Source organism: Glycomyces paridis (genome assembly GCF_004912155.1).
In the GTDB taxonomy this organism is placed as follows: Bacteria; Actinomycetota; Actinomycetes; order Mycobacteriales; family Micromonosporaceae; genus Glycomyces; species Glycomyces paridis.
Genome location: NZ_STGX01000015.1, coordinates 29,058 through 47,203 on the forward strand (window position 1 = coordinate 29,058; position 18,146 = coordinate 47,203).

At 72.0% G+C, this 18,146-nt stretch carries 16 protein-coding genes; 12 read left to right on the forward strand and 4 right to left on the reverse strand.

The genetic code is table 11. The features are described 5' to 3' along the window. Positions 1-66 precede the first annotated feature (66 nt). Positions 67-804, reverse strand: coding sequence for an HAD family hydrolase (locus E9998_RS18720; protein WP_136531224.1), 738 nt, complete (start codon positions 802-804; stop codon positions 67-69). A gap of 98 nt (positions 805-902) precedes the next feature. Between E9998_RS18720 and E9998_RS18725 the strand changes: the two genes are divergently transcribed. Beyond that, positions 903-3,629 carry a DEAD/DEAH box helicase gene (locus E9998_RS18725; protein ID WP_136531225.1) on the forward strand — a complete coding sequence of 909 codons (2,727 nt, stop codon included), beginning with the start codon at positions 903-905 and terminating at the stop codon, positions 3,627-3,629. Positions 3,630-3,747: 118 nt separating this feature from the next. Here the strand turns inward: E9998_RS18725 and E9998_RS18730 are convergent, their stop codons facing one another. After that, complete coding sequence (locus E9998_RS18730; protein WP_240037672.1) at positions 3,748-4,647, reverse strand: 5'-3' exonuclease; 900 nt, start codon at positions 4,645-4,647, stop codon at positions 3,748-3,750. Between the two features lie 190 nt (positions 4,648-4,837). On the opposite strand from E9998_RS18730, the gene E9998_RS18735 reads away from it, so the two are divergent. The 7 genes from E9998_RS18735 (at position 4,838) to E9998_RS18765 (ending at position 12,288) form a co-directional block, all read left to right on the forward strand. Continuing rightward, positions 4,838-5,623, forward strand: a complete 786-nt coding sequence (locus E9998_RS18735) for a transporter substrate-binding domain-containing protein (RefSeq protein WP_158299876.1) — start codon at positions 4,838-4,840, stop codon at positions 5,621-5,623. Beyond that, positions 5,623-6,444 carry an amino acid ABC transporter permease gene (locus E9998_RS18740; protein ID WP_240037673.1) on the forward strand — a complete coding sequence of 274 codons (822 nt, stop codon included), beginning with the start codon at positions 5,623-5,625 and terminating at the stop codon, positions 6,442-6,444. The genes E9998_RS18735 and E9998_RS18740 overlap by 1 nt, the downstream gene beginning before the upstream one ends. Further along, the gene (locus E9998_RS18745) at positions 6,441-7,187 is read left to right on the forward strand and encodes an amino acid ABC transporter ATP-binding protein (protein WP_136531227.1); all 747 of its coding nucleotides are present in this window, start codon (positions 6,441-6,443) and stop codon (positions 7,185-7,187) included. Before E9998_RS18740 ends, E9998_RS18745 begins: the two co-directional genes overlap by 4 nt. A gap of 13 nt (positions 7,188-7,200) precedes the next feature. Continuing rightward, a complete protein-coding gene (locus E9998_RS18750; protein ID WP_136531228.1) occupies positions 7,201-8,736 on the forward strand; it encodes an amidohydrolase in 1,536 nt (511 codons plus the stop codon). Between the two features lie 571 nt (positions 8,737-9,307). Beyond that, positions 9,308-10,957 carry an apolipoprotein N-acyltransferase gene (lnt, locus tag E9998_RS18755; protein ID WP_240037684.1) on the forward strand — a complete coding sequence of 550 codons (1,650 nt, stop codon included), beginning with the start codon at positions 9,308-9,310 and terminating at the stop codon, positions 10,955-10,957. Between the two features lie 12 nt (positions 10,958-10,969). Further along, on the forward strand, positions 10,970-11,779 hold the full coding sequence (locus E9998_RS18760) for a polyprenol monophosphomannose synthase (protein ID WP_136531229.1): 810 nt from the start codon (positions 10,970-10,972) through the stop codon (positions 11,777-11,779). Next, entirely contained in the window at positions 11,776-12,288 is a 513-nt protein-coding gene (locus E9998_RS18765) for an FxsA family protein (protein WP_158299877.1), read from the forward strand. Before E9998_RS18760 ends, E9998_RS18765 begins: the two co-directional genes overlap by 4 nt. Positions 12,289-12,298: 10 nt before the next feature. Here the strand turns inward: E9998_RS18765 and E9998_RS18770 are convergent, their stop codons facing one another. Continuing rightward, positions 12,299-12,640: an RNA polymerase-binding protein RbpA gene (locus tag E9998_RS18770; protein WP_091028371.1), complete on the reverse strand. Its 342-nt coding sequence runs from the start codon at positions 12,638-12,640 to the stop codon at positions 12,299-12,301. 484 nt (positions 12,641-13,124) lie between these two features. Between E9998_RS18770 and E9998_RS18775 the strand changes: the two genes are divergently transcribed. Further along, positions 13,125-14,483, forward strand: coding sequence for an Hsp70 family protein (locus tag E9998_RS18775; protein ID WP_158299878.1), 1,359 nt, complete (start codon positions 13,125-13,127; stop codon positions 14,481-14,483). 14 nt (positions 14,484-14,497) lie between these two features. Here the strand turns inward: E9998_RS18775 and E9998_RS18780 are convergent, their stop codons facing one another. Then, positions 14,498-15,061 carry a PadR family transcriptional regulator gene (locus E9998_RS18780; protein ID WP_136531232.1) on the reverse strand — a complete coding sequence of 188 codons (564 nt, stop codon included), beginning with the start codon at positions 15,059-15,061 and terminating at the stop codon, positions 14,498-14,500. 215 nt (positions 15,062-15,276) lie between these two features. Between E9998_RS18780 and E9998_RS18785 the strand changes: the two genes are divergently transcribed. The 3 genes from E9998_RS18785 (at position 15,277) to urtA (ending at position 18,131) form a co-directional block, all read left to right on the forward strand. After that, positions 15,277-16,161, forward strand: coding sequence for a sigma-70 family RNA polymerase sigma factor (locus tag E9998_RS18785; RefSeq protein ID WP_204745528.1), 885 nt, complete (start codon positions 15,277-15,279; stop codon positions 16,159-16,161). A 77-nt stretch (positions 16,162-16,238) separates the two neighbouring features. Further along, the gene (locus tag E9998_RS18790; RefSeq protein ID WP_136531233.1) at positions 16,239-16,598 is read left to right on the forward strand and encodes a DoxX family protein; all 360 of its coding nucleotides are present in this window, start codon (positions 16,239-16,241) and stop codon (positions 16,596-16,598) included. Between the two features lie 261 nt (positions 16,599-16,859). After that, entirely contained in the window at positions 16,860-18,131 is a 1,272-nt protein-coding gene (gene urtA / locus E9998_RS18795; RefSeq protein WP_136531234.1) for an urea ABC transporter substrate-binding protein, read from the forward strand. Positions 18,132-18,146: the final 15 nt, after the last annotated feature.

Sequence of the window (18,146 nt, forward strand, 5' to 3'; positions counted from 1 at the left end):
CCCTGAGGACCGGGAAAGAGCAGTGAGACGGGCCCCGCCTTCCGGCGGGGCCCGTTCGCTTCGCCTTCAGCAGCCGGCGCGCACCAGGCGCAGCACCGCGTCCAACCCCACGGCGCGACCGGCCTCGGCGTGGGGGACCAGGTAGCAGCGGGCGCCGATCCGGGCCGCCCCCGCGTCCGCCATCGTGTCGCCGACCATGAGCACGCGGCCCGGCTCGACGTCCAGCGCATGGCAGGCCGCGTAGAAGATCTTCTCGTCCGGTTTGCAGTAGCCGACCTCGTAGGACAGCACCCACGCGTCGATGAACCGGTCGATGCCCAGGCTTCGGAGGATCGGGCGCGCGTCGAAGCCGATGTTGGAGACCAGCGCGATCGGATACCCCTGCGCCTTCAAGGAGACGAGCGTGGCGATGGTGTCGGCGAACGCGACCCAGCCCTCAGGGGAGGCCAGGCGGTCGTACAGGGCCTCGGCGAGCCCCTCGAACACCCCGTGGGCCTGCGCCGCCAGCGCCGTGAACGCCTCGCGGTGGGCCTCCTCGTCGAGGTCGCGGTCGGCCCATGCGTCGGCGAAGTCGGGGCGCACCCGCGGCTCCATGCCCGAGCCGAGCCAGCCCTGCGCGCCGATGGCGTCGGCCAGGGCCGTCACCGACAGCGGCGAGAGCGGGCGCCCGCAGGCCTCGGCGGCCAGGGACACCGACCGGGTCAGGGGTTCGAGCTGCGCCAAGGTGCCGTGAAAGTCGAACAGGACCGCGTCGACCCCTCCGCGTCCCGCATCGTCATCGCCTGCTGAGGAATCCCGGTGCACAAACGGACGATACCCGCCCGTGTAGGCGTCGTCACAGCCGGGTGCGCAGGCGCGTTACCGAGGTGCCCTTGTCGGTGCGGCAGTCTAGTGTTGGGGCCATGGTTAACGCCGACGTGCCTTACGCCGACGACCGCTCCCCGGCCCAACGCCACGCCGCCGCCACGGCGCGTCGGCACTGGCCCCAGCTGGCGGCATTCGCGGGGGACTACCCGTTCGAACTCGACGACTTCCAGGTCGCGGCGTGCCGCGTCCTCGAAGACGGCCACGGCGTCCTCGTGTGCGCCCCCACCGGCGCCGGCAAGACCGTCGTGGGGGAGTTCGCGGTCCACCTGGCCCTTGCCGAGGGCGCCAAGTGCTTCTACACCACCCCGATCAAGGCGCTCTCCAACCAGAAGTTCAACGACCTCGTCGCCGCGCACGGCGCCGAGAACGTCGGGCTGCTGACCGGCGACACCGTCGTCAACGGCGAGGCCCCGATCGTCGTCATGACCACCGAGGTCCTGCGCAACATGATCTACGCGGGCTCCTCCACCCTCGGCGGGCTGCGCTACGTCGTCATGGACGAGGTCCACTACCTCGCCGACCGCTTCCGCGGGGCCGTGTGGGAGGAGATCATCATCGAACTCCCCCAGGAGGTCCGCGTCGTCTCCCTCTCGGCCACGGTCTCCAACGCCGAGGAGTTCGGCGACTGGCTCAAGAGCGTCCGCGGCTCCACCGAGGTCGTCGTCTCCGAGACGCGCCCGGTCCCGCTGTGGCAGCACATGATGATCGGCGGCGCCCTCCTCGACCTCTTCGAGCCCGGCGCCGACTACGTCTCCAAGGAACTGCTCAAGAAGGACGCCCGCGCGCGCGAACGCGGCGAGCAGCGCCCCGGCGGGCGCCGCCGCGGCCGCCCCTACGTCGACCGCGGGAAGGTCGTCTCGCGCCTCGACCAGGCCTCGCTGCTCCCGGCGATCTACTTCATCTTCTCCCGCGCCGGGTGCGACGCCGCCGTCGACGAGTGCGTCCGCGCCGGGCTGCGCCTCACCGACGGGCGCGAACGCGACGACATCGTCGACTACGCCACCGCCGCGGTCGCCCACATCGACCCCGCCGACCTCCAAGCCGTCGGCTTCGACCGCTGGCTCGCCGGGCTCGCCGCGGGCATCGCCGCCCACCACGCCGGGCTCCTGCCGGTGTTCAAAGAGGTCGTCGAGAAGCTCTTCGAACGCGGCAAGCTCAAGGCCGTCTTCGCCACCGAGACCCTCGCGCTGGGCATCAACATGCCCGCCCGCTCGGTCGTCCTCGAACGGCTCATCAAGTACGACGGCTCCGACCACGTCATGCTCACCCCCGGCCAGTACACGCAGCTGACCGGCCGGGCCGGGCGCCGCGGCATCGACGTCGAGGGCCACGCGGTCACCGTCTGGGCCGAGGACGTGCGTCCCAAGGAGCTCGCCGGGCTCGCCTCCAAGCGCACCTACCCGCTCAACTCCAGCTTCGCGCCCTCCTACAACATGGCCGTCAACCTCATCGGCGCCGCCGGAGTCGAACGCGCCCAAGAGGTCCTGGCCTCCTCCTTCGCGCAGTTCCAGTCCGACTCCGAAGCCGTCCACATCGCAGAGCAGGCCCGCACCCTCGGCCGCCGCGCCGCCGAGTCCGCCAAGGCCGCCGCGTGCGACAAGGGCGACTTCCTCGCCTACTACGAACTCACCCAGCAGCTCGCGCACGCCGAGCGCGGCGCCCAGAAGCGCCGCCGCGGCAGCCTGCGCGACGAGGCCCGCACCAACCTGGAGAAGCTCCGCGGCGGCGACGTCGTGTGGATCTCCCGCGGCAAGCGCACCGGCTGGGCCGTGTTCCTGCGCCCCACCGGCGGCTCGCGCCACCACGACTCGCGCTGGTCGGTCCTCACCGCCGACGGCTGGGCCGGCACGCTGGAGACCTCCGCGTTCGACGGCGGCGTCGAGGTCGTCACCCGCGTCCGCATGCCCAAGCGCTTCGACCGCCGCGACGCCAAGTCCCGCACCGACCTCGCCTCGGCCCTGCGCGACGCCACCCGCGACCGCTCCCGGCCCACCCGCCGCGGCGGCGCCGCCGAGACCCCCGAGATCGCGCGCCTGCGCGAGGAGGTCAAGGCCCACCCGTGCCGCCTGTGCCACGACGCAGGGCAGCACACCGTCCACGCCTCGCGCTGGTCGCGCCTCAAGCGCGAGGAGGAGCTGCTGCGCAGCCGCTCGGAGCGCCGCGAGCACTCCCTGGCCCGCCAGTTCACCGCCGTGCGCGAGGTCCTCACCGAGTTCGGCTACCTCGAAGGCGAGACGGTGACCGCAGACGGGCGGCTGCTGCGCAACCTGTTCGTGGAGACCGACCTCCTTGTGGCCCAGTGCCTTCGCGACGGCATCTGGGAGGGCCTGGACGCGCCCGCGCTGGCGGCGATCGCCTCGACGGTGATCTACGAGTCGCGGTTCGAGGAGGACGAGTTCTTCGTGGCCGTGCCCGGGCAGATCACCGAGGCGGTGGCGAAGACCGGGCGGCGCTGGGAGGCGATCCGGCGCGCGGAGAACCAGCGGGGGCTCTCGCTCATCTCGCGGCCGCAGCAGGGGCTGGCCTGGCCGATCTACCGGTGGACGAACGGCGAGGACCTCTCCAAGGCCCTCGCGGCCGCCGACGGCCCGTGGCCGATGCCCGGCGGCGACTTCGTGCGCTGGGCCCGGCGCACCGCGGACCTGCTGCACCAGATGGGCACCGCTGCGCGGTACATCGACACCGAGTCGTCCAACAAGCTCGGCGACGCGGCCTTCGACGCCGTGGACGCGATCCGCCGGGGCGTCGTCGCCGACGTGTGAGGCGACCGCCTGATCGACCACCGGCCGTGGGCCGGACCGCTCAGCGGTCTGGCCTACGGCCGCAGTGTGTGCAAAGTGCAGTGCGTTCAGCGTGCGGCGCTTCCAGGGCGCCCCGCGTTCAGGCTGCGCCGATGGCCTCGTGGAACCGCTTGATCGCCGAGGCGACGCCCCATTCGGCCGCCAGGGCCTCGACCGCGGCGGGGTCGGCGGGGGAGCGGGGGAGCGCGGCGTCGACGGTCGGGACGGCGACGTCCGCGGCCGTGGTCGAGACCCGCACGGCCCGTTCGAGGTAGTCGCCCGCCTCGGCGATCGCGGCCTTGTGCCGGGCGGGGAGGTCCGATTCGGCCTCGGCCGCCGCCGCGCGCAGGCCCGCGATGCCGCCGTAGGTGTTCACCAGCGTCACCGCCGTCTTCGCGCCGATGCCTTTGACGCCCGGCAGGCCGTCGGAGGGGTCGCCGCGCAGGACCGCGAAGTCGACGTAGTGGCCCGGGTCGACGCCGAACTTCGCCGCGACCGCCTCCCCGTCGAACAATTCCGCTTTAGATATCCCGCGTGCGAGGTATACGACCTTCCGGTCCCGCTCGTCGTCGACGAGCTGGAACAAATCCCGGTCGCCGGTGACGACCAGCACCGGCTCGGCCGTGCGCGCCGCCAGGGTCGCGATGATGTCGTCGGCCTCGTAGCCCGGATCGGACGCCGTGGCGATCCCCAGTGCCGGCAGCAGCGCCTCGATGGCCGCCACCTGGTCGTCGAGCCCCTCGGGCGCGTCCTCGGCGCCGTCAGGCAGCGCCCGCTCGGCCTTGTAGGCGGGCAGGAGGTCCACGCGCCACTGCGGGCGCCAGTTCCCCTCCAGGCAGCACACCATCCCGGTGGGGGAGAAGCGCCGCCCCAGGACGGCCAGGCCGTCGAAGAACCCGCGGACCGCCCCGGCCCGCCGCCCGTCCGGCGCCTTGATCGAGGAGGGCAGACCGTAGTAGGCGCGGTACCACAGCGAGGCGGCGTCGATGAGCATCAGCATGCGCACCACTCTCTCACGCAGGTCCGATAATTCGGCCCGAGTGCGCCGGAGTCGGGACGAGCGGGCACACGCGGGCTGAAACCACGGGCCCCATACTGCAAAATCTGTCACATTGCCTACCAGGCGCCACAACCATGAGAGGGTCCGCCCGGGAAGATCAGCTGGTCCGCTACTCACGAGGAGCCTTCAGGTGAACACCATCGCGCGCCGCGCCGCCGCAGCACTCGCACTCATCGGGACCGGTCTGGCCGCCGCCGCGTGCTCGTCCGGCGCCGAGGACGACGACACGCTCACCGTCTGCACGAACGTGCCCTTCGTGCCCTTCGAGTACCAGGAGGACGGCGAGTACGTCGGCTTCGACATCGCCCTGATGAACCTCCTCGCCGACCGCCTCGACCAGACCGTCGAGGTCGTCGAGATCGACTTCGACTCCATCGGCTCGGGCTCGGCCCTGAACGCCGGCACCTGCGACATCGCGGCCGCCGGCATCTCCATCACCGAGGAGCGCCAGGAGGCCATGGGCATGTCCCAGGCCTACTACCGCGCCGACCAGGCCCTCGTCGTCCCCGCGGGCGCCGAGGCCGCGAGCCTCGACGACCTCTCGGGCCTCCAGGTCGCCGTCCAGTCCGGCACCACCGGCGAGTCCTACGCCAACGACAACGCCGAGGCCTACGGCTTCGAGGTCGTCTCCTTCGAGACCATGGGCGACATCGCCTCCGCCCTGTCCGCCGGGACCGTCGACGCCTCCATCGCCGACCTCGCCACCTGGTCGAGCATGGTCGAGACCGACACCGGCCTCACGCTCGTCGAGACCATCGAGACCGAGGAGCACTACGGCTTCGCCGTCCAGAAGGACGACACCGACCTGCTCGGCGATGTCAACGCCATGCTCGACGAGGCCTTCGAGGACGGCACCTACGCCGAGCTCTACGAGCAGTGGATCGGCGAGACCTACACCGGGAACGCCGCCGAGTAGTGGCCCCTCCCGCCACCGCCGTCCAACGGCGGCCCAAGATGACGCCCCGGCGGCGGCGCCGACTCGCGCGCGCCCTCCAGTACGCGCTCATCGCCGCCGTCCTCCTCGCGCTCGCGCTCGCCGCCGACTGGGGCCGCATCGCCGAGTCCTTCCTCCAGCTCGACATCGCCGCCGACATGTTCCCCGACGTGTGGACCGCGTTCGGCAACACGATCGTCTACACCCTCCTCGCCTTCGCCTTCGGCATGGTCGCGGGCATCCCGATCGCGCTCATGAGGGTCTCCGAGTTCGGCCCCTACCGCTGGTTCGCCACCGCCTACGTCGAGGTCTTCCGCGGCCTGCCCGCGCTCCTGGTCCTCTTCCTCGTCGGCTTCGGCGTCCCCCAGGCCTTCCCCGGCCTCCAGTACCCCGGCGGCGTCTACGGCCAGGTCGCCATCGGCCTGGGCCTCACCTCCTCGGCCTACATCGCCGAGAGCGTCCGCGCCGGCATCCAGGCCGTCCCCCGAGGCCAGGTCGAGGCCGCCAGGTCCCTCGGCATGAGCCACACCCGCACCATGGTCACCGTCGTCCTCCCGCAGGCCCTGCGGATCGTCGTCCCGCCCCTGACCAACGAACTCGTCATGCTCACCAAGGACTCCAGCCTCGTCTTCGTCCTCGGCGTCACCACCGCCACCATGGAGCTCTCCAAGTTCGCCCGCAACGAGCTCACCTCCACCGCCAACGCCACCCCCCTCCTCGTCGGCGGCCTGCTCTACCTGCTGCTGACCGTGCCGCTCTCGGCGCTGGCCCGCCGACTCGAACACCGGGAGGACCGGCGATGAGCGACCCCGTCGTCTCCATCAGGGGACTGCGCAAGCGCTTCGGCGACAACGAAGTCCTGCGGGGCATCGACCTCGACGTCGCCCAAGGCGAGGTCGTGTGCCTCATCGGGCCCTCCGGCTCCGGCAAGTCCACCCTCCTGCGCTGCGTCAACCTCCTGGAGACCCCCACCGAAGGGACCATCGAGGCCGCCGGACACGACCTGACCGGCCCCGACGCCGACCTCGACCTCGCCCGACGCGACATCGGCATGGTCTTCCAGCACTTCAACCTGTTCAGCCACATGACGATCCTCGACAACCTCGTCGTCCCGCAGCGACAGGTGTGCAGACTGCCCAAGGCGGAGGCGGTCGCCGAGGCCAGGCGGCTCCTCGCCCAGGTCGGCATCGAAGGCAAGGAGCGGGCCAAACCCGCGCAGCTCTCCGGCGGCCAGCAGCAGCGCGTCGCCATCGCCCGCGCCCTCGCCGTCAAACCGCGCCTCATGCTCTTCGACGAGCCCACCAGCGCCCTCGACCCCGAACTCGTCGGCGACGTCCTCGCCGTCATGAAAGGCCTTGCCGCCGAAGGCATGACCATGCTCGTCGTCACCCACGAGATGGGCTTCGCCCGCGAGGTCGCCGACCGCGTCCTCTTCCTCGACGGCGGCGTCATCGTCGAATCCGGGCCGCCCGCCGACGTCCTCACCGCCCCCCGCACCGAACGCGCGCGCGAGTTCCTCCACCGCGTCCTGCACCCCGCGGACTGACATCATTGGGGGCATGAGCCTCCAGACGACACTGTGGCGCGGCGGGCACGTCCTGAGCGCCAGCAGCCCGGCCGCGACGGCGCTGCGCACCGAAGGCGACCGGATCACCTGGGTCGGACGCGACGCCGACGCGCCCGCCGCCGACCGCACCGTCGACCTCGAACAATGCCTCGTGACCCCCGCCTTCGTCGACTCCCACGTCCACCTCACCGGCACCGGCGCCGCCCTCACCGGCCTCGACCTCGCCGGCACCACCTCGGCCGCCGACGTCCTCGACCGCGTCGCCGCCCACGCCGCGACCCTCCCCGCCGACGCCGTCGTCCTCGCCGGCGGCTGGGACGAGACCACCTGGGACGACCCGACCCTCCCCGGCTACGACGAGGTCGACCGCGCCGCCGGCGGACGCCTCGCCTACCTCTCGCGCGTGTGCGGCCACGCCGGCATCCCAGGCAACCGCCTCGACGCCGAGCACCCCGAGATCGCCCTCCTCGAGTACGGCCTGTTCAAACCGCCCTACCGTCGCATGGCCCACCGCGCCGCCCGCGCCGCCGTCGCCCGCGCCGTCCCCGTCCACCAGCGCCTCGACAAGGCCCGCGCCGCCCTCGCCCACGCCGCGACCCTCGGCATCGCCGCGGTCGCCGAGCACTCGGTCCCCAACGCCTTCGACGACCTGATCGAACCCGAGTTCCAAGGCCTCACCGCCCTCGGCACCGACGAGGGACTCCCCGCCGTCCACGGCTGGTGGGGCGAACTGGCCGCCGCCGAGAAGGCCCGCGACCTCGGCGCCCACGGCTGCGGCGGCGACCTCTCCGCCGACGGCTCCCTCGGCGCCCGCACCGCCTACCTGCGCACCCCCTACGCCGACGCCGACACCCTCGGCGCCCAGTACCTCACCGCTCCCGACATCGCCGCCCACCTCCTCGACTGCCACGCCGCCGGCCTCTCAGCGGCCTTCCACGCCATCGGCGACGGCGCCGTCGAGGCCGTCCTCGACGGCCTCGACCTCGCCGAACCCCGCCTGGGCCTGGACGCGGTCCGCCACGCCCGCCACCGCATCGAGCACGCCGAACTCCTCGACGCCGCCCTCATCGCGCGCATGGTCCACCACGGCGTCCACGCCTCCGTCCAACCCGCCTTCGACGCCGCCTGGGGCGGCCCCGACGGCATGTACGCCGCCCGCCTCGGAACCGAACGCGCCCTCGCCGCCAACCCCCTCGCCGGACTCGCCGGCGTCGGCGTCCCCCTCGCCTTCGGCTCCGACTCCCCGGTCACCGCACTCGACCCCTGGGGCGGCGTCAGGGCCGCGCTGGCGCACCGCAACCCCCTCTCGCGCCTCTCGACCGCAGCGGCGTTCTCGGCGGCCACCAGAGGCGGCTGGAGGGCCCTCGGCATCGACGACGCCGGCGCGCTCGCCCCGGGCACCCGCGCGGACTTCGCCGTGTGGGACCTCACCGCCCCCGGCCTCCCCGACTTGAGTGATCCGCGCACGCCCCCGCCGGCCTGCCGCACGACCGTCTCGCGCGGCCGCGTCATCCACCAGCGGTCCTGACCTGCACCGCCGCACCCGGACCCCGCCGCAACGGGCCCGACGCGAGAAAAATTGCTGGACCAAAATTCCGACCCGGTCGACACCTCCGGCGCCGATTGGCTTACGGTGGTCTGGTCCTCGGCGGACGACCCGAAACGGAAGACCGCCGAACGTCGGGGGCGACTCGACTTGCTTTGCTCCCACGCAGACTGGACAAGGTGGCGGCGCGGCCGCACCGCTACCGGCGGCCAGGTCCAGATCGCGGGGGTCGGCGGAGGAAGGCGGGCCGGTCGCCGGTGGTGGACCCGCGGCGGACGCCAGTGATCCCTAGACAACAGCTCGTAGACGCTCAGCCAGACGGGTGCGAGTTGGTCCGAAGATCACCAGCGAACGCGGCAGGGGACACCGGCCGTACAGGGACTGGGAGAAACCCGTGCGAGGGGCGTAGCCGGACACAGCTACGCCCCTTTGCCGTACCCCGCAGTACGCTTGACCCCCACCCGCGGAGCCGAGGCGCCCTCGCTCCCCGGACGGCGCCCCGGCGACGGCCCGGCGCCCCGCGCACGAACGAGGAGCACCCTTCTTGAGCACCGTGATCGACGACGACCGCGACGCCCCCGTACCGCCACAGGCCGACCCCGCCCCCGCGCGCCGCCTCCGCCTCCTCGTCGACACCCCCGCCGGACGCCGCCTGAGCCTCCCGGCCGCCCTCGTCCTCGCCGTCGCCTCCGGCCTCCTCGCCGTCCTCGCCTTCCCGCCCTACGGCCTGTGGCCGCTCGCAGCCGTCTCCGTCGCCGGACTCGGCGCCGCCGTCCACCGCAGGCGCCCCCGCGGCGGCCTCGGCGTCGGCTTCGTCTACGGCATGGCGTTCTTCCTCCCGCTCCTGGCCTGGTCCTCCACCCAGGTCGGCCAGTGGCCCTGGCTGTTCCTGTGCGCGCTCGAAGCGCTCGCCACCGGCCTCCTCGGCGCCGCCCTGGCCGCCTGTTCGCGCCTCGTCGACGCCCACCGCTGGACCTGGGCGCCCCTCACCGCCGTCGCCTGGGTCGCCCAGGAGGCCCTGCGCTCGCGCCAGCCCTTCGGCGGCTTCCCCTGGGGCCGCCTCGCCTTCAGCCAGGCCGACGCGCCCACCGCCGCCGCCGCCTGGCTCGGCGGCGCCCCCTTCCTCAGCTTCCTCGTCGCCCTCGCCGGAGGCCTCCTCCTCGCCGCGGGCTTCGCCCTCGCCACCCGTAAGGGCGCCGGACTCAAGACCGCCGCCGCGCTCACCGCCGCCGCAGCTCTGACCGCCGTAGCCCCCCTCGCCGTCCCCCTCGGCGCCACCGCGCCCGCCGGCGACACCATCAACGTCGCCGTCGTCCAAGGCAACGTCCCCCGGCTCGGCCTGGGCTTCAACGAGCAGCGCCGCGCCGTCCTCGACAACCACGTCGACGCCACCCTCGACCTCGCCGCCGACGTCGCCGCCGGGAACGCCGAGCAGCCCGACCTCGTCGTCTGGCCCGAGAACGCCTCCGACATCGACCCCATCGAGAACCAGGACGCCTACGACCGCATCAGCGAGGCCGCCGCCGCCATCGGCGCCCCGATCGTCCTCGGCGGCATCGTCCACAACGACGACGGCACCCGCTCCAACATGAGCATCGTCTGGGACCCCGTGGCCGGACCGGTCTTCATGTACTCCAAGCGCCACCCCGTGCCCTTCGCCGAATACGTCCCCTACAAGGGCTTCTTCCGCACCGTCGCCGGATGGATCGACCCGCGCATGGCCGAGGGCATCGACAACGTCGCCGGATTCGAGGCCGGCGACAACCCCGGCATCGTCAAGGTCGGCGACCTCGAACTCTCCGGCCTCATCTGCTTCGAGATCGCCTTCGACGCCGAGACCACCGCCTCCGTCCGCGAAGGCGCCGAACTCCTCGCCGTCGGCACCAACAACGCCACCTTCGACACCAACGAGGCCCAGCAGCAGCTCGCCATGGTCCAACTGCGCTCCATCGAGCACGCCCGCGACGGCCTCATGGCCTCCACCGTCGGCGTCTCCGGCTTCACCGACCACACCGGCGAGGTCTCCCAGGCCACCGAGTTCAACACCGCCGCCGTCATCCAGACCGACCTGACCCTCTCGGACCGCTCGACGCCCGCCACGGCGATGGGTATCCTGCCTGAAGCGGTCCTCACCGGAGCGGCACTGGTGGCCCTGGCCTGCGCTGTCAGTATGAACCTCCGGCACCGCCGCAGCCAGACCTAGAAAGCCGACGCCATGAGTCAGACCCCGGACCGGCCCGCCGACCACGGCGACCGAGGCACCGACGACCGGCCCGCACCGGCCATAGTGGCCGTACCCACCTACAACGAGCGCGACAACATCGAGCAGACCGTCGCCGCCGCCCTCGCCGGCTGCGACCACATCGACGTCCTCATCGTCGACGACTCCTCGCCCGACGGCACCGGCGACCTCGCCGACGCCCTCGCCCAGGACCACCCGCGCGTCCACGTCCTCCACCGGCCCCAGAAGCAGGGACTGGGCGCCGCCTACCTCGCCGCCTTCGCCTGGGCCGCCGAACACGGCTACGGCACCGTCGTCGAGATGGACGCCGACGGCTCCCACGACCCCGCCGACCTGCCCCGCCTCCTCGACGCCCTCGACCAGGGCGCCGACCTCGCCATCGGCTCGCGCTACATCCCCGGCGGCGCCGTCCGCAACTGGCCCCTCCACCGCCTCGCCCTCTCCCGCGGCGCCGGCGTCTACACCCGCGCCATGCTCGGCCTGCGCATCCGCGACGTCACCGCCGGCTACCGCGCCTACCGCCTCGACGCCCTCCACAAACTCCAGCTCGACACCGTCGACTCCGGCGGCTACTGCTTCCAGATCGACCTCACCTGGCGTGCCGCCAAGGCCGGACTCGACATCCGCGAAGTCCCAATCGTCTTCACCGAACGCCGCGCCGGCGCTTCGAAGATGAACGGCGCCATCACCGTCGAGGCCCTGCGGAACCTCACCAGGTGGGGCGTAGCGCACCGTCTGCGCCAACTGCGCCGCGCCTTCTCCCGTGGCAGAATCGAGGAGTGACGTACCACCAACCGCCCAGGGCCCCCGCACGGGCGCCGTTCGCACTGCGGCTCGCGCTGGCGGTGTGGGTCGTCAGCGAGGCCGCCGCCTTCTTCGGGCTGGTCTACCTCATCGGCCTGTTCTACACGATCCTCGTCTTCATCGGCACGACCGTCCTGGGCGCCGTGCTCGTGCGCTACACGGGCGCGAAGTCCCTGCGGGCCGCCCGCGACTACCTCAACTCGGGCGGCGACCCCGCCCGCGAACTGCCGAACGGCTACGCGCTCGCCGGGGCGGTCTGCCTGGCCGCGCCCGGTTTCGTGACCGACCTCGTCGGCCTGCTGCTGCTTTTCCCGCCCACCCGCGCCCTCTTCCGGGGCCTGGGCCGGCGGCTCGCTGCCAGCGTGCCCACCGTCCGCTTCGGCGGCGGCGACGTCATCGACGGCGAGGTGATCGCCGAGCGGGACGAGCCGGTGCGCCGCGACCCCGGGCACGGCGAAGGGCCCCGGTCGATCGACCAGGGCCCGTGAGTCTGTACCGCTAGCGTTCGCCGCGGCGGGCGCGCATCTCCTGGAGACGCTCGTCGAGGATCTCTTCGAGCTCCTCCATCGAGCGGCGCTCCAGCAGCATGTCCCAGTGGGTGCGCGGCGGCTTGACCTTCTTGGTCTCGGGCTCCTCGCCGTCGACCAGCTTGGCCGTGGTGCCGTCGAGCCGGCACTCCCACGTCAGCGGGATCTCCGCTTCGACTGCGAAGGGCACCTCGAAGCGGTGGCCTTGCGGGCACACGTAATCGCGGGTCTGGCGGGGGGCCAGCTCCGTGTTGCGGTCCGATTCGTAGCTGACGGCGCCGAGACGCGAACCCCTCAGCATTCTGTCGCCCATGTTCCCCTGCACTTCCTTTGAGCACTTGCCCTGAACCATGTCGCCGGCCCGGTCAGCCCTGGGCCGGCCGCAGGAATCCCCAGCCGATCACGCCGATTCCCGGGGCTTCGCTACCTACAACGCCGGAACGGGGCCGGAACCTTCCCGGCGCGCGGAGCCGACGCGGACCCCCAAGTGTGGCCCGGCGCGGTCGCCGCGGCCACAGACGTCCCCTTGAAGTGTGACACAACACGGCACTCCGTCCACGGGGTCCGCGCGTGAGACGCCCCTCGCCCGCATCGTCCGCCCAGGGTGTCCCAGGACGCGGGGACCGGCATCCGCTTTCGAGCCGCGGCGGCGAGTCCGGGTCACAGCGGTGCAAACGATGCGAGAGCGACGCGTGAACACCCATCGGGTCGCATCGGGCCGGGGCGCGCCCAGTAAGGTGTGCATCAGACTCGGCACACTAACGTCTCGCAAGCATCGCCGAGAAGGAGTTCGCAAAATGCATGTGCTTGGAATCGACTTCGGCACCTCGAACACCGTCGCCGTGCTCCGCTCGGCGGACGGCCGTGTTCGCCCCCTGCTGTTCGACGGCGCCCCGATCCTGCCCTCCGCGGTGTACTACAACTCGGACGGGCGCATGCTCGTCGGCCGCGACGCCGAGCGCAACGCCCGCATGGACCCCGCCCGGTTCGAGCCGAACCCGAAGCGCCGCATCGACGACGGGTCGCTGTTCCTGGGGACCTCCGAGATCCCGGTGCCGCAGGTGTTCGCGTACGTGCTCCAGCAGGTCGCCCTGGAGGCCCAGCGCCAGGCCGGCCAGATGCCGAGCCAGGTCCGCCTGACCCACCCCGCCCGGTGGGGGGAGCGGCGCCGCTCGATCCTGGTCGACTCGGCGCGCCTCGCGGGCCTGCCCGCCCCGCAGCTCATCCCCGAGCCGGTCGCGGCGGCCTCCTACTTCACGTCGGTGCTCGGCACCGCCGTCCCGCCCGGGCGCTCGCTGGCGATCTACGACCTCGGCGGCGGCACGTTCGACGCCACGGTCGTGCGCCGCACCCAGACCGGTTTCGAGGTGCTCGCCGAGGAGGGCATCGGCGACATCGGCGGGCTCGACTTCGACCACGGCATCGTCGAGCACCTCGGCAAGACCTACGGCGCCTCGCACCCGGCCGACTGGCAGCGCCTGCTCAACCCCGCCGACGACCGCGACCGCCGCTACCGGCGGATGCTCTACGAGGACGTGCGCGGGGCCAAGGAGACGCTCTCGCGGACCGCGAGCGCCGACATCCACCTGCCGGCCCTGGAGGTCGACGCGCACCTGACGCGCGCCGAGTTCGAGGAGATCGCGCGCCCGCCCCTGGAGCGCACCGTCGACTGCCTCCAGCGGGCCATCTCCTCGGCGCGGATGAACCCCGCCGACCTGGTCGGGATCTTCCTCGTCGGCGGCTCCTCGCGCATCCCGGCGATCTCGCAGCTCATCCACTCCAAGCTCGGAGTGCCGCCGCAGACGTTCGAGCAGCCCGAGACCGTCGTGGTCGAGGGCGCGGTGCGGGCGGCCTCGGGTCCGGCCCCGGCCGACCAGCCGCAGACGCGGCCGACCTCGGGCGGGCCCGTCTCGCCCTCGGGCATGATGTCGGGCCCGCGCCCGCCGGTGCAGGCGCCGGTCCAGGCCCCGCAGATGCTGCCGCCGCAGACGAGCTACCAGCAGCAGGCCCCGGTCCCGCAGCCGGCCTACCAGCAGGCGGCCCCGGCGGGCCGCCGTCCGCTCCACCAGGAGCCGGCGGTGCTGGTGACCGGCGCGGCCGTGGTGATCCTGCTGGTCGTCTTCTTCGTGCTCCTGTCGACGATCCTCAACGGCTGAGGTCCGCGCCAGTCTCAGGCGCGGTCCTTCGCCGTCGCCGTGAAGCCGGCGCGGCGGTTGAGCTCGGCGATCTGGCGGTCGAGCCAGTCGATCTCGGTGAGGTTCGTCGACCGGTGGATCTGCATGAGCCCCTTGCGGAACGGTGAGTCGAGCCGTTCGGGCGGGATGGGCGCGCCGTGCTCGTCGAAGAACAGCTGCGCGGGCGTGTCGAGGAACTCGCGCCTGCGGGCGAGGACGAGCGCCTGCTCGCGGGGGTTCTCCAGGTGGTGGAGGAACGCCAGGAGCACGTACCACTTGTTGTCGTCGGTGAGGAAGCCCGGCTCGGGGTCGCGCAGCCACCGGCGCAGCTGGTCGGTGCCGGTCTGCGTGATCTCCAGCATGTGCCGCGGGGCGGCGACCGACCCCGGGGCGGTGCGCCTGGTGAGGCACTGCGCGTCTTCGAGCTTCTTGATCGTCGGGTAGAGGGTGCCGTCGGCGACGGGCCGGACGTGTCCGGCGAGGCTCGCGACCCGGTTCTTGAGGTCGTAGCCGTGGAGCGGGAAGTCCCGCAGGAATCCGAGTATGGCCATCTTCAGCATGCGTCCATTATGGCAGAATAGTCAAGATATATCGTTCTCGAGGTAAAGAACCTCGTCGTCAGTCGACGAAACCGTCCCTCGAATGACGCGCGCGGCTTCGCCGCGCCCTCACCGAGAACAGAGAGCCCGGACACAATCGAGGTTCCACTGTCACGTTTCGCGGTCCTGCGCACTCTCAGAGGGCGACACAGGAACCGCATCGAGAGGGAGGGCCCGTGAACGACGCACCACCGGCCACCGCCGTCTTCGCCGAGCACCGCGAGTTGCTGTTCGGCATCGTCTACGGGATGCTCGGCACCGTCGCCGACACCGAGGACGTCCTCCAGGACGTCTGGCTGTCCTGGGAGGCGCGCTCGCACGGCGCGCCCATCGAGCACCCGAGGGCCTACCTGGTGCGGGTGGCGATCAACGCCGCGATCGCCCGCCAGGACGCCGTCAAGCGCCGCCGCGAGACCTACATCGGACCGTGGCTGCCCGAGCCGGTCGACGCCGAGGCCGTGCCCGACGGCGCCGCGCACCTGCTGCGCATCGAGTCGGTCTCCTTGGCGCTCATGGTGGTCCTGGAGTCGCTGACCCCGGCCGAGCGGGCGGTGTTCGTCCTCGGCGAGGTCTTCGGCTACGGGCACGGCGAGATCGCCGCGATCCTCGACCGCACCCCCGCCTCGGTCCGCCAGACCGCGCACCGGGCGCGCTCGCACGTGCGGGCCCGGCGGCCCCGCCACCGTGTCGACCCCGCCGTCCACCGCGAGGTCACCGAACGGTTCATGGACGCCGTGGCAGGAGGCGACATCGACGCGCTGCTGGGCCTCATGGCCCCCGACGTGACCCTCACCTGCGACGGCGGCGGCCTCGGCCCGGCCGCCGGGCCGCGCCCGCTGCACGGCGCCGACCGCATCGCCGCCCTCCTCGTCAACCGCACCTTCCGCCGCTCCCAAGGCCTGGAGGTCGACTTCCGGCCGCTGAACGGCTCGCCCTCGGCCCTCATGCTCCGCGACGGCCGCGTGGTCGGCGTCCTCATGCTCGACCTCGACGCAGGCGGCGACACGGTCGCCGCCGTCTACGCCGTCACCAACCCCGAGAAGCTCACCGGCCTGCGCTGAACCGCGCCCGCCACGACCCACACCACCACCGCGGCGACGCGCGAGTCCGGCGTGCCGCGACACCGAAGGAGAACCCGATGTCCACCCTGTACCTCGTCCTGGCCCTCACCGCCGCCGTCCTCAACCTCGGCTCCGGGATCGGCTCGATCGCCCGCCTCAAGGTCATCTACCCGCTTCTGGACGGCGCCTCCGTCCCGCACTCGATGCTCGTCTTCCCCATCGGCGTCCTCAAGACCGCCGGCGGCCTCGGCATCGCCCTCGGCCTCCTCGGCGTGCCCCTCGTCGGCACCGCCGCCGCCGCGGGCCTCGTCCTCTTCTGGACCTGCGCCGTCCACACCCACGTCCTGGCGAACTTCTGGCCCAAGGAGACCTACCTGACCTTCACCTTCCTCGCCACCGCGATCGGCACCCTCGCCCTCGACCTCGCGCTCGCGTAGACCGCCGACGCCGCCCGAGGACCCCTGGGTCTCTCGGGCGGCGTTTCGCGTTGTGCGGGCTTCTTTACGCGAAGGCAACGAGAGTTCATGCGTTCGTGCCCTTCGTGAACGGCGGTGAAACATCGCGACCATAGCTTGTACGCAGAGCGGATACGACGTTGTATACGCGCTTGTACACCGCCGCGACCTGCGGCGGCGCTCCCTTGCAGACCCGGCGCCCCTCTGTTGCCGGGGCGCTCCTCTGCGGAAGGTCAACTGCACATGCCACTGCGTACCAAGCTCGAAGCCCGATCCCTCACGAAGTCACTGGCCGCGGCCGCCGCCGCCGCGTGCCTCGTCGCCACCGCCGCCTGCGGCTCCAAGGCGGGGGAGGAGACCGCCGCCGTCGAATCCTGCGTGGACACCTCCGGGGACACCGTCAAGGTCGGCTCGCTCAACTCCCTGTCCGGCACCATGGCGATCTCCGAGACCACGGTGCGCGACAGCATCGCCCTCGCCGTCAAGGAGATCAACGCCGCGGGCGGCGTCCAGGGCAAGACGATCGAGATCGTCGCCGAGGACGGCGCCTCGGAGCCGACCGTGTTCGCCGAGAAGGCCGAGAAGCTCATCCGCGAGGACTGCGTGGCCGCGGTCTTCGGCGGGTGGACCTCCGCCTCGCGCAAGGCCATGCTCCCGGTCTTCGAGGACAACGACTCGCTGCTGTACTACCCCGTCCAGTACGAGGGCCTCGAAGCGTCCGAGAACATCTTCTACACCGGCGCGACCACGAACCAGCAGATCATCCCGGCCCTCGACTACCTCGCCGAGACCGGCGTCGAGTCGATCTACCTCGTCGGCTCCGACTACGTCTTCCCGCGCACCGCCAACGCGATCATCAACGCCTACGCCGAGGCCCACGGCATCGAGGTGCTCGGCGAGGACTACGTGACCCTCGGCTCGACCGAGTTTTCCACCATCGTCACCCAGGTCAAGTCCGCCGGCGCCGACGCGGTCTTCAACACCCTCAACGGCGACTCGAACGTCGCGTTCTTCCGCGAGTACGCCAACGTCGGCCTCACCGCCGAGGAGATGCCGGTCATGAGCGTCTCGATCGCCGAAGAGGAGGTCGGCGGCATCGGCGTGGAGAACATCGAAGGCCAGCTCGCCGCCTGGAACTACTACCAGACCGTCGACTCGCCCGCCAACGGCTCGTTCGTGGAGGCGTTCAAGGCCGAGTACGGCGCCGACCGCGTCACCTCCGACCCGATGGAGGCCGCCTACACCTCCGTCTACCTGTGGGCCGCAACGGTGGAGAAGGCCGGCTCGTTCGCCGTCGCGGACGTCCAGGAGGCCGCCGACGGCGTCTCCTTCGACGCCCCCGAAGGGACGGTCGTGATCGACGGGGACAACCACCACGTCTCCAAGACCGCCCGCATCGGCGAGATCAACGCCGATGGCCTGCTCTACACCGTCTGGGAGTCCGAGGGCCCGATCGAGCCCGACCCGTTCCTGGAGGGCTACGACTGGGCCGCCGACCTCGCGGTCACCGAATAACCGCCCGGCGATCAG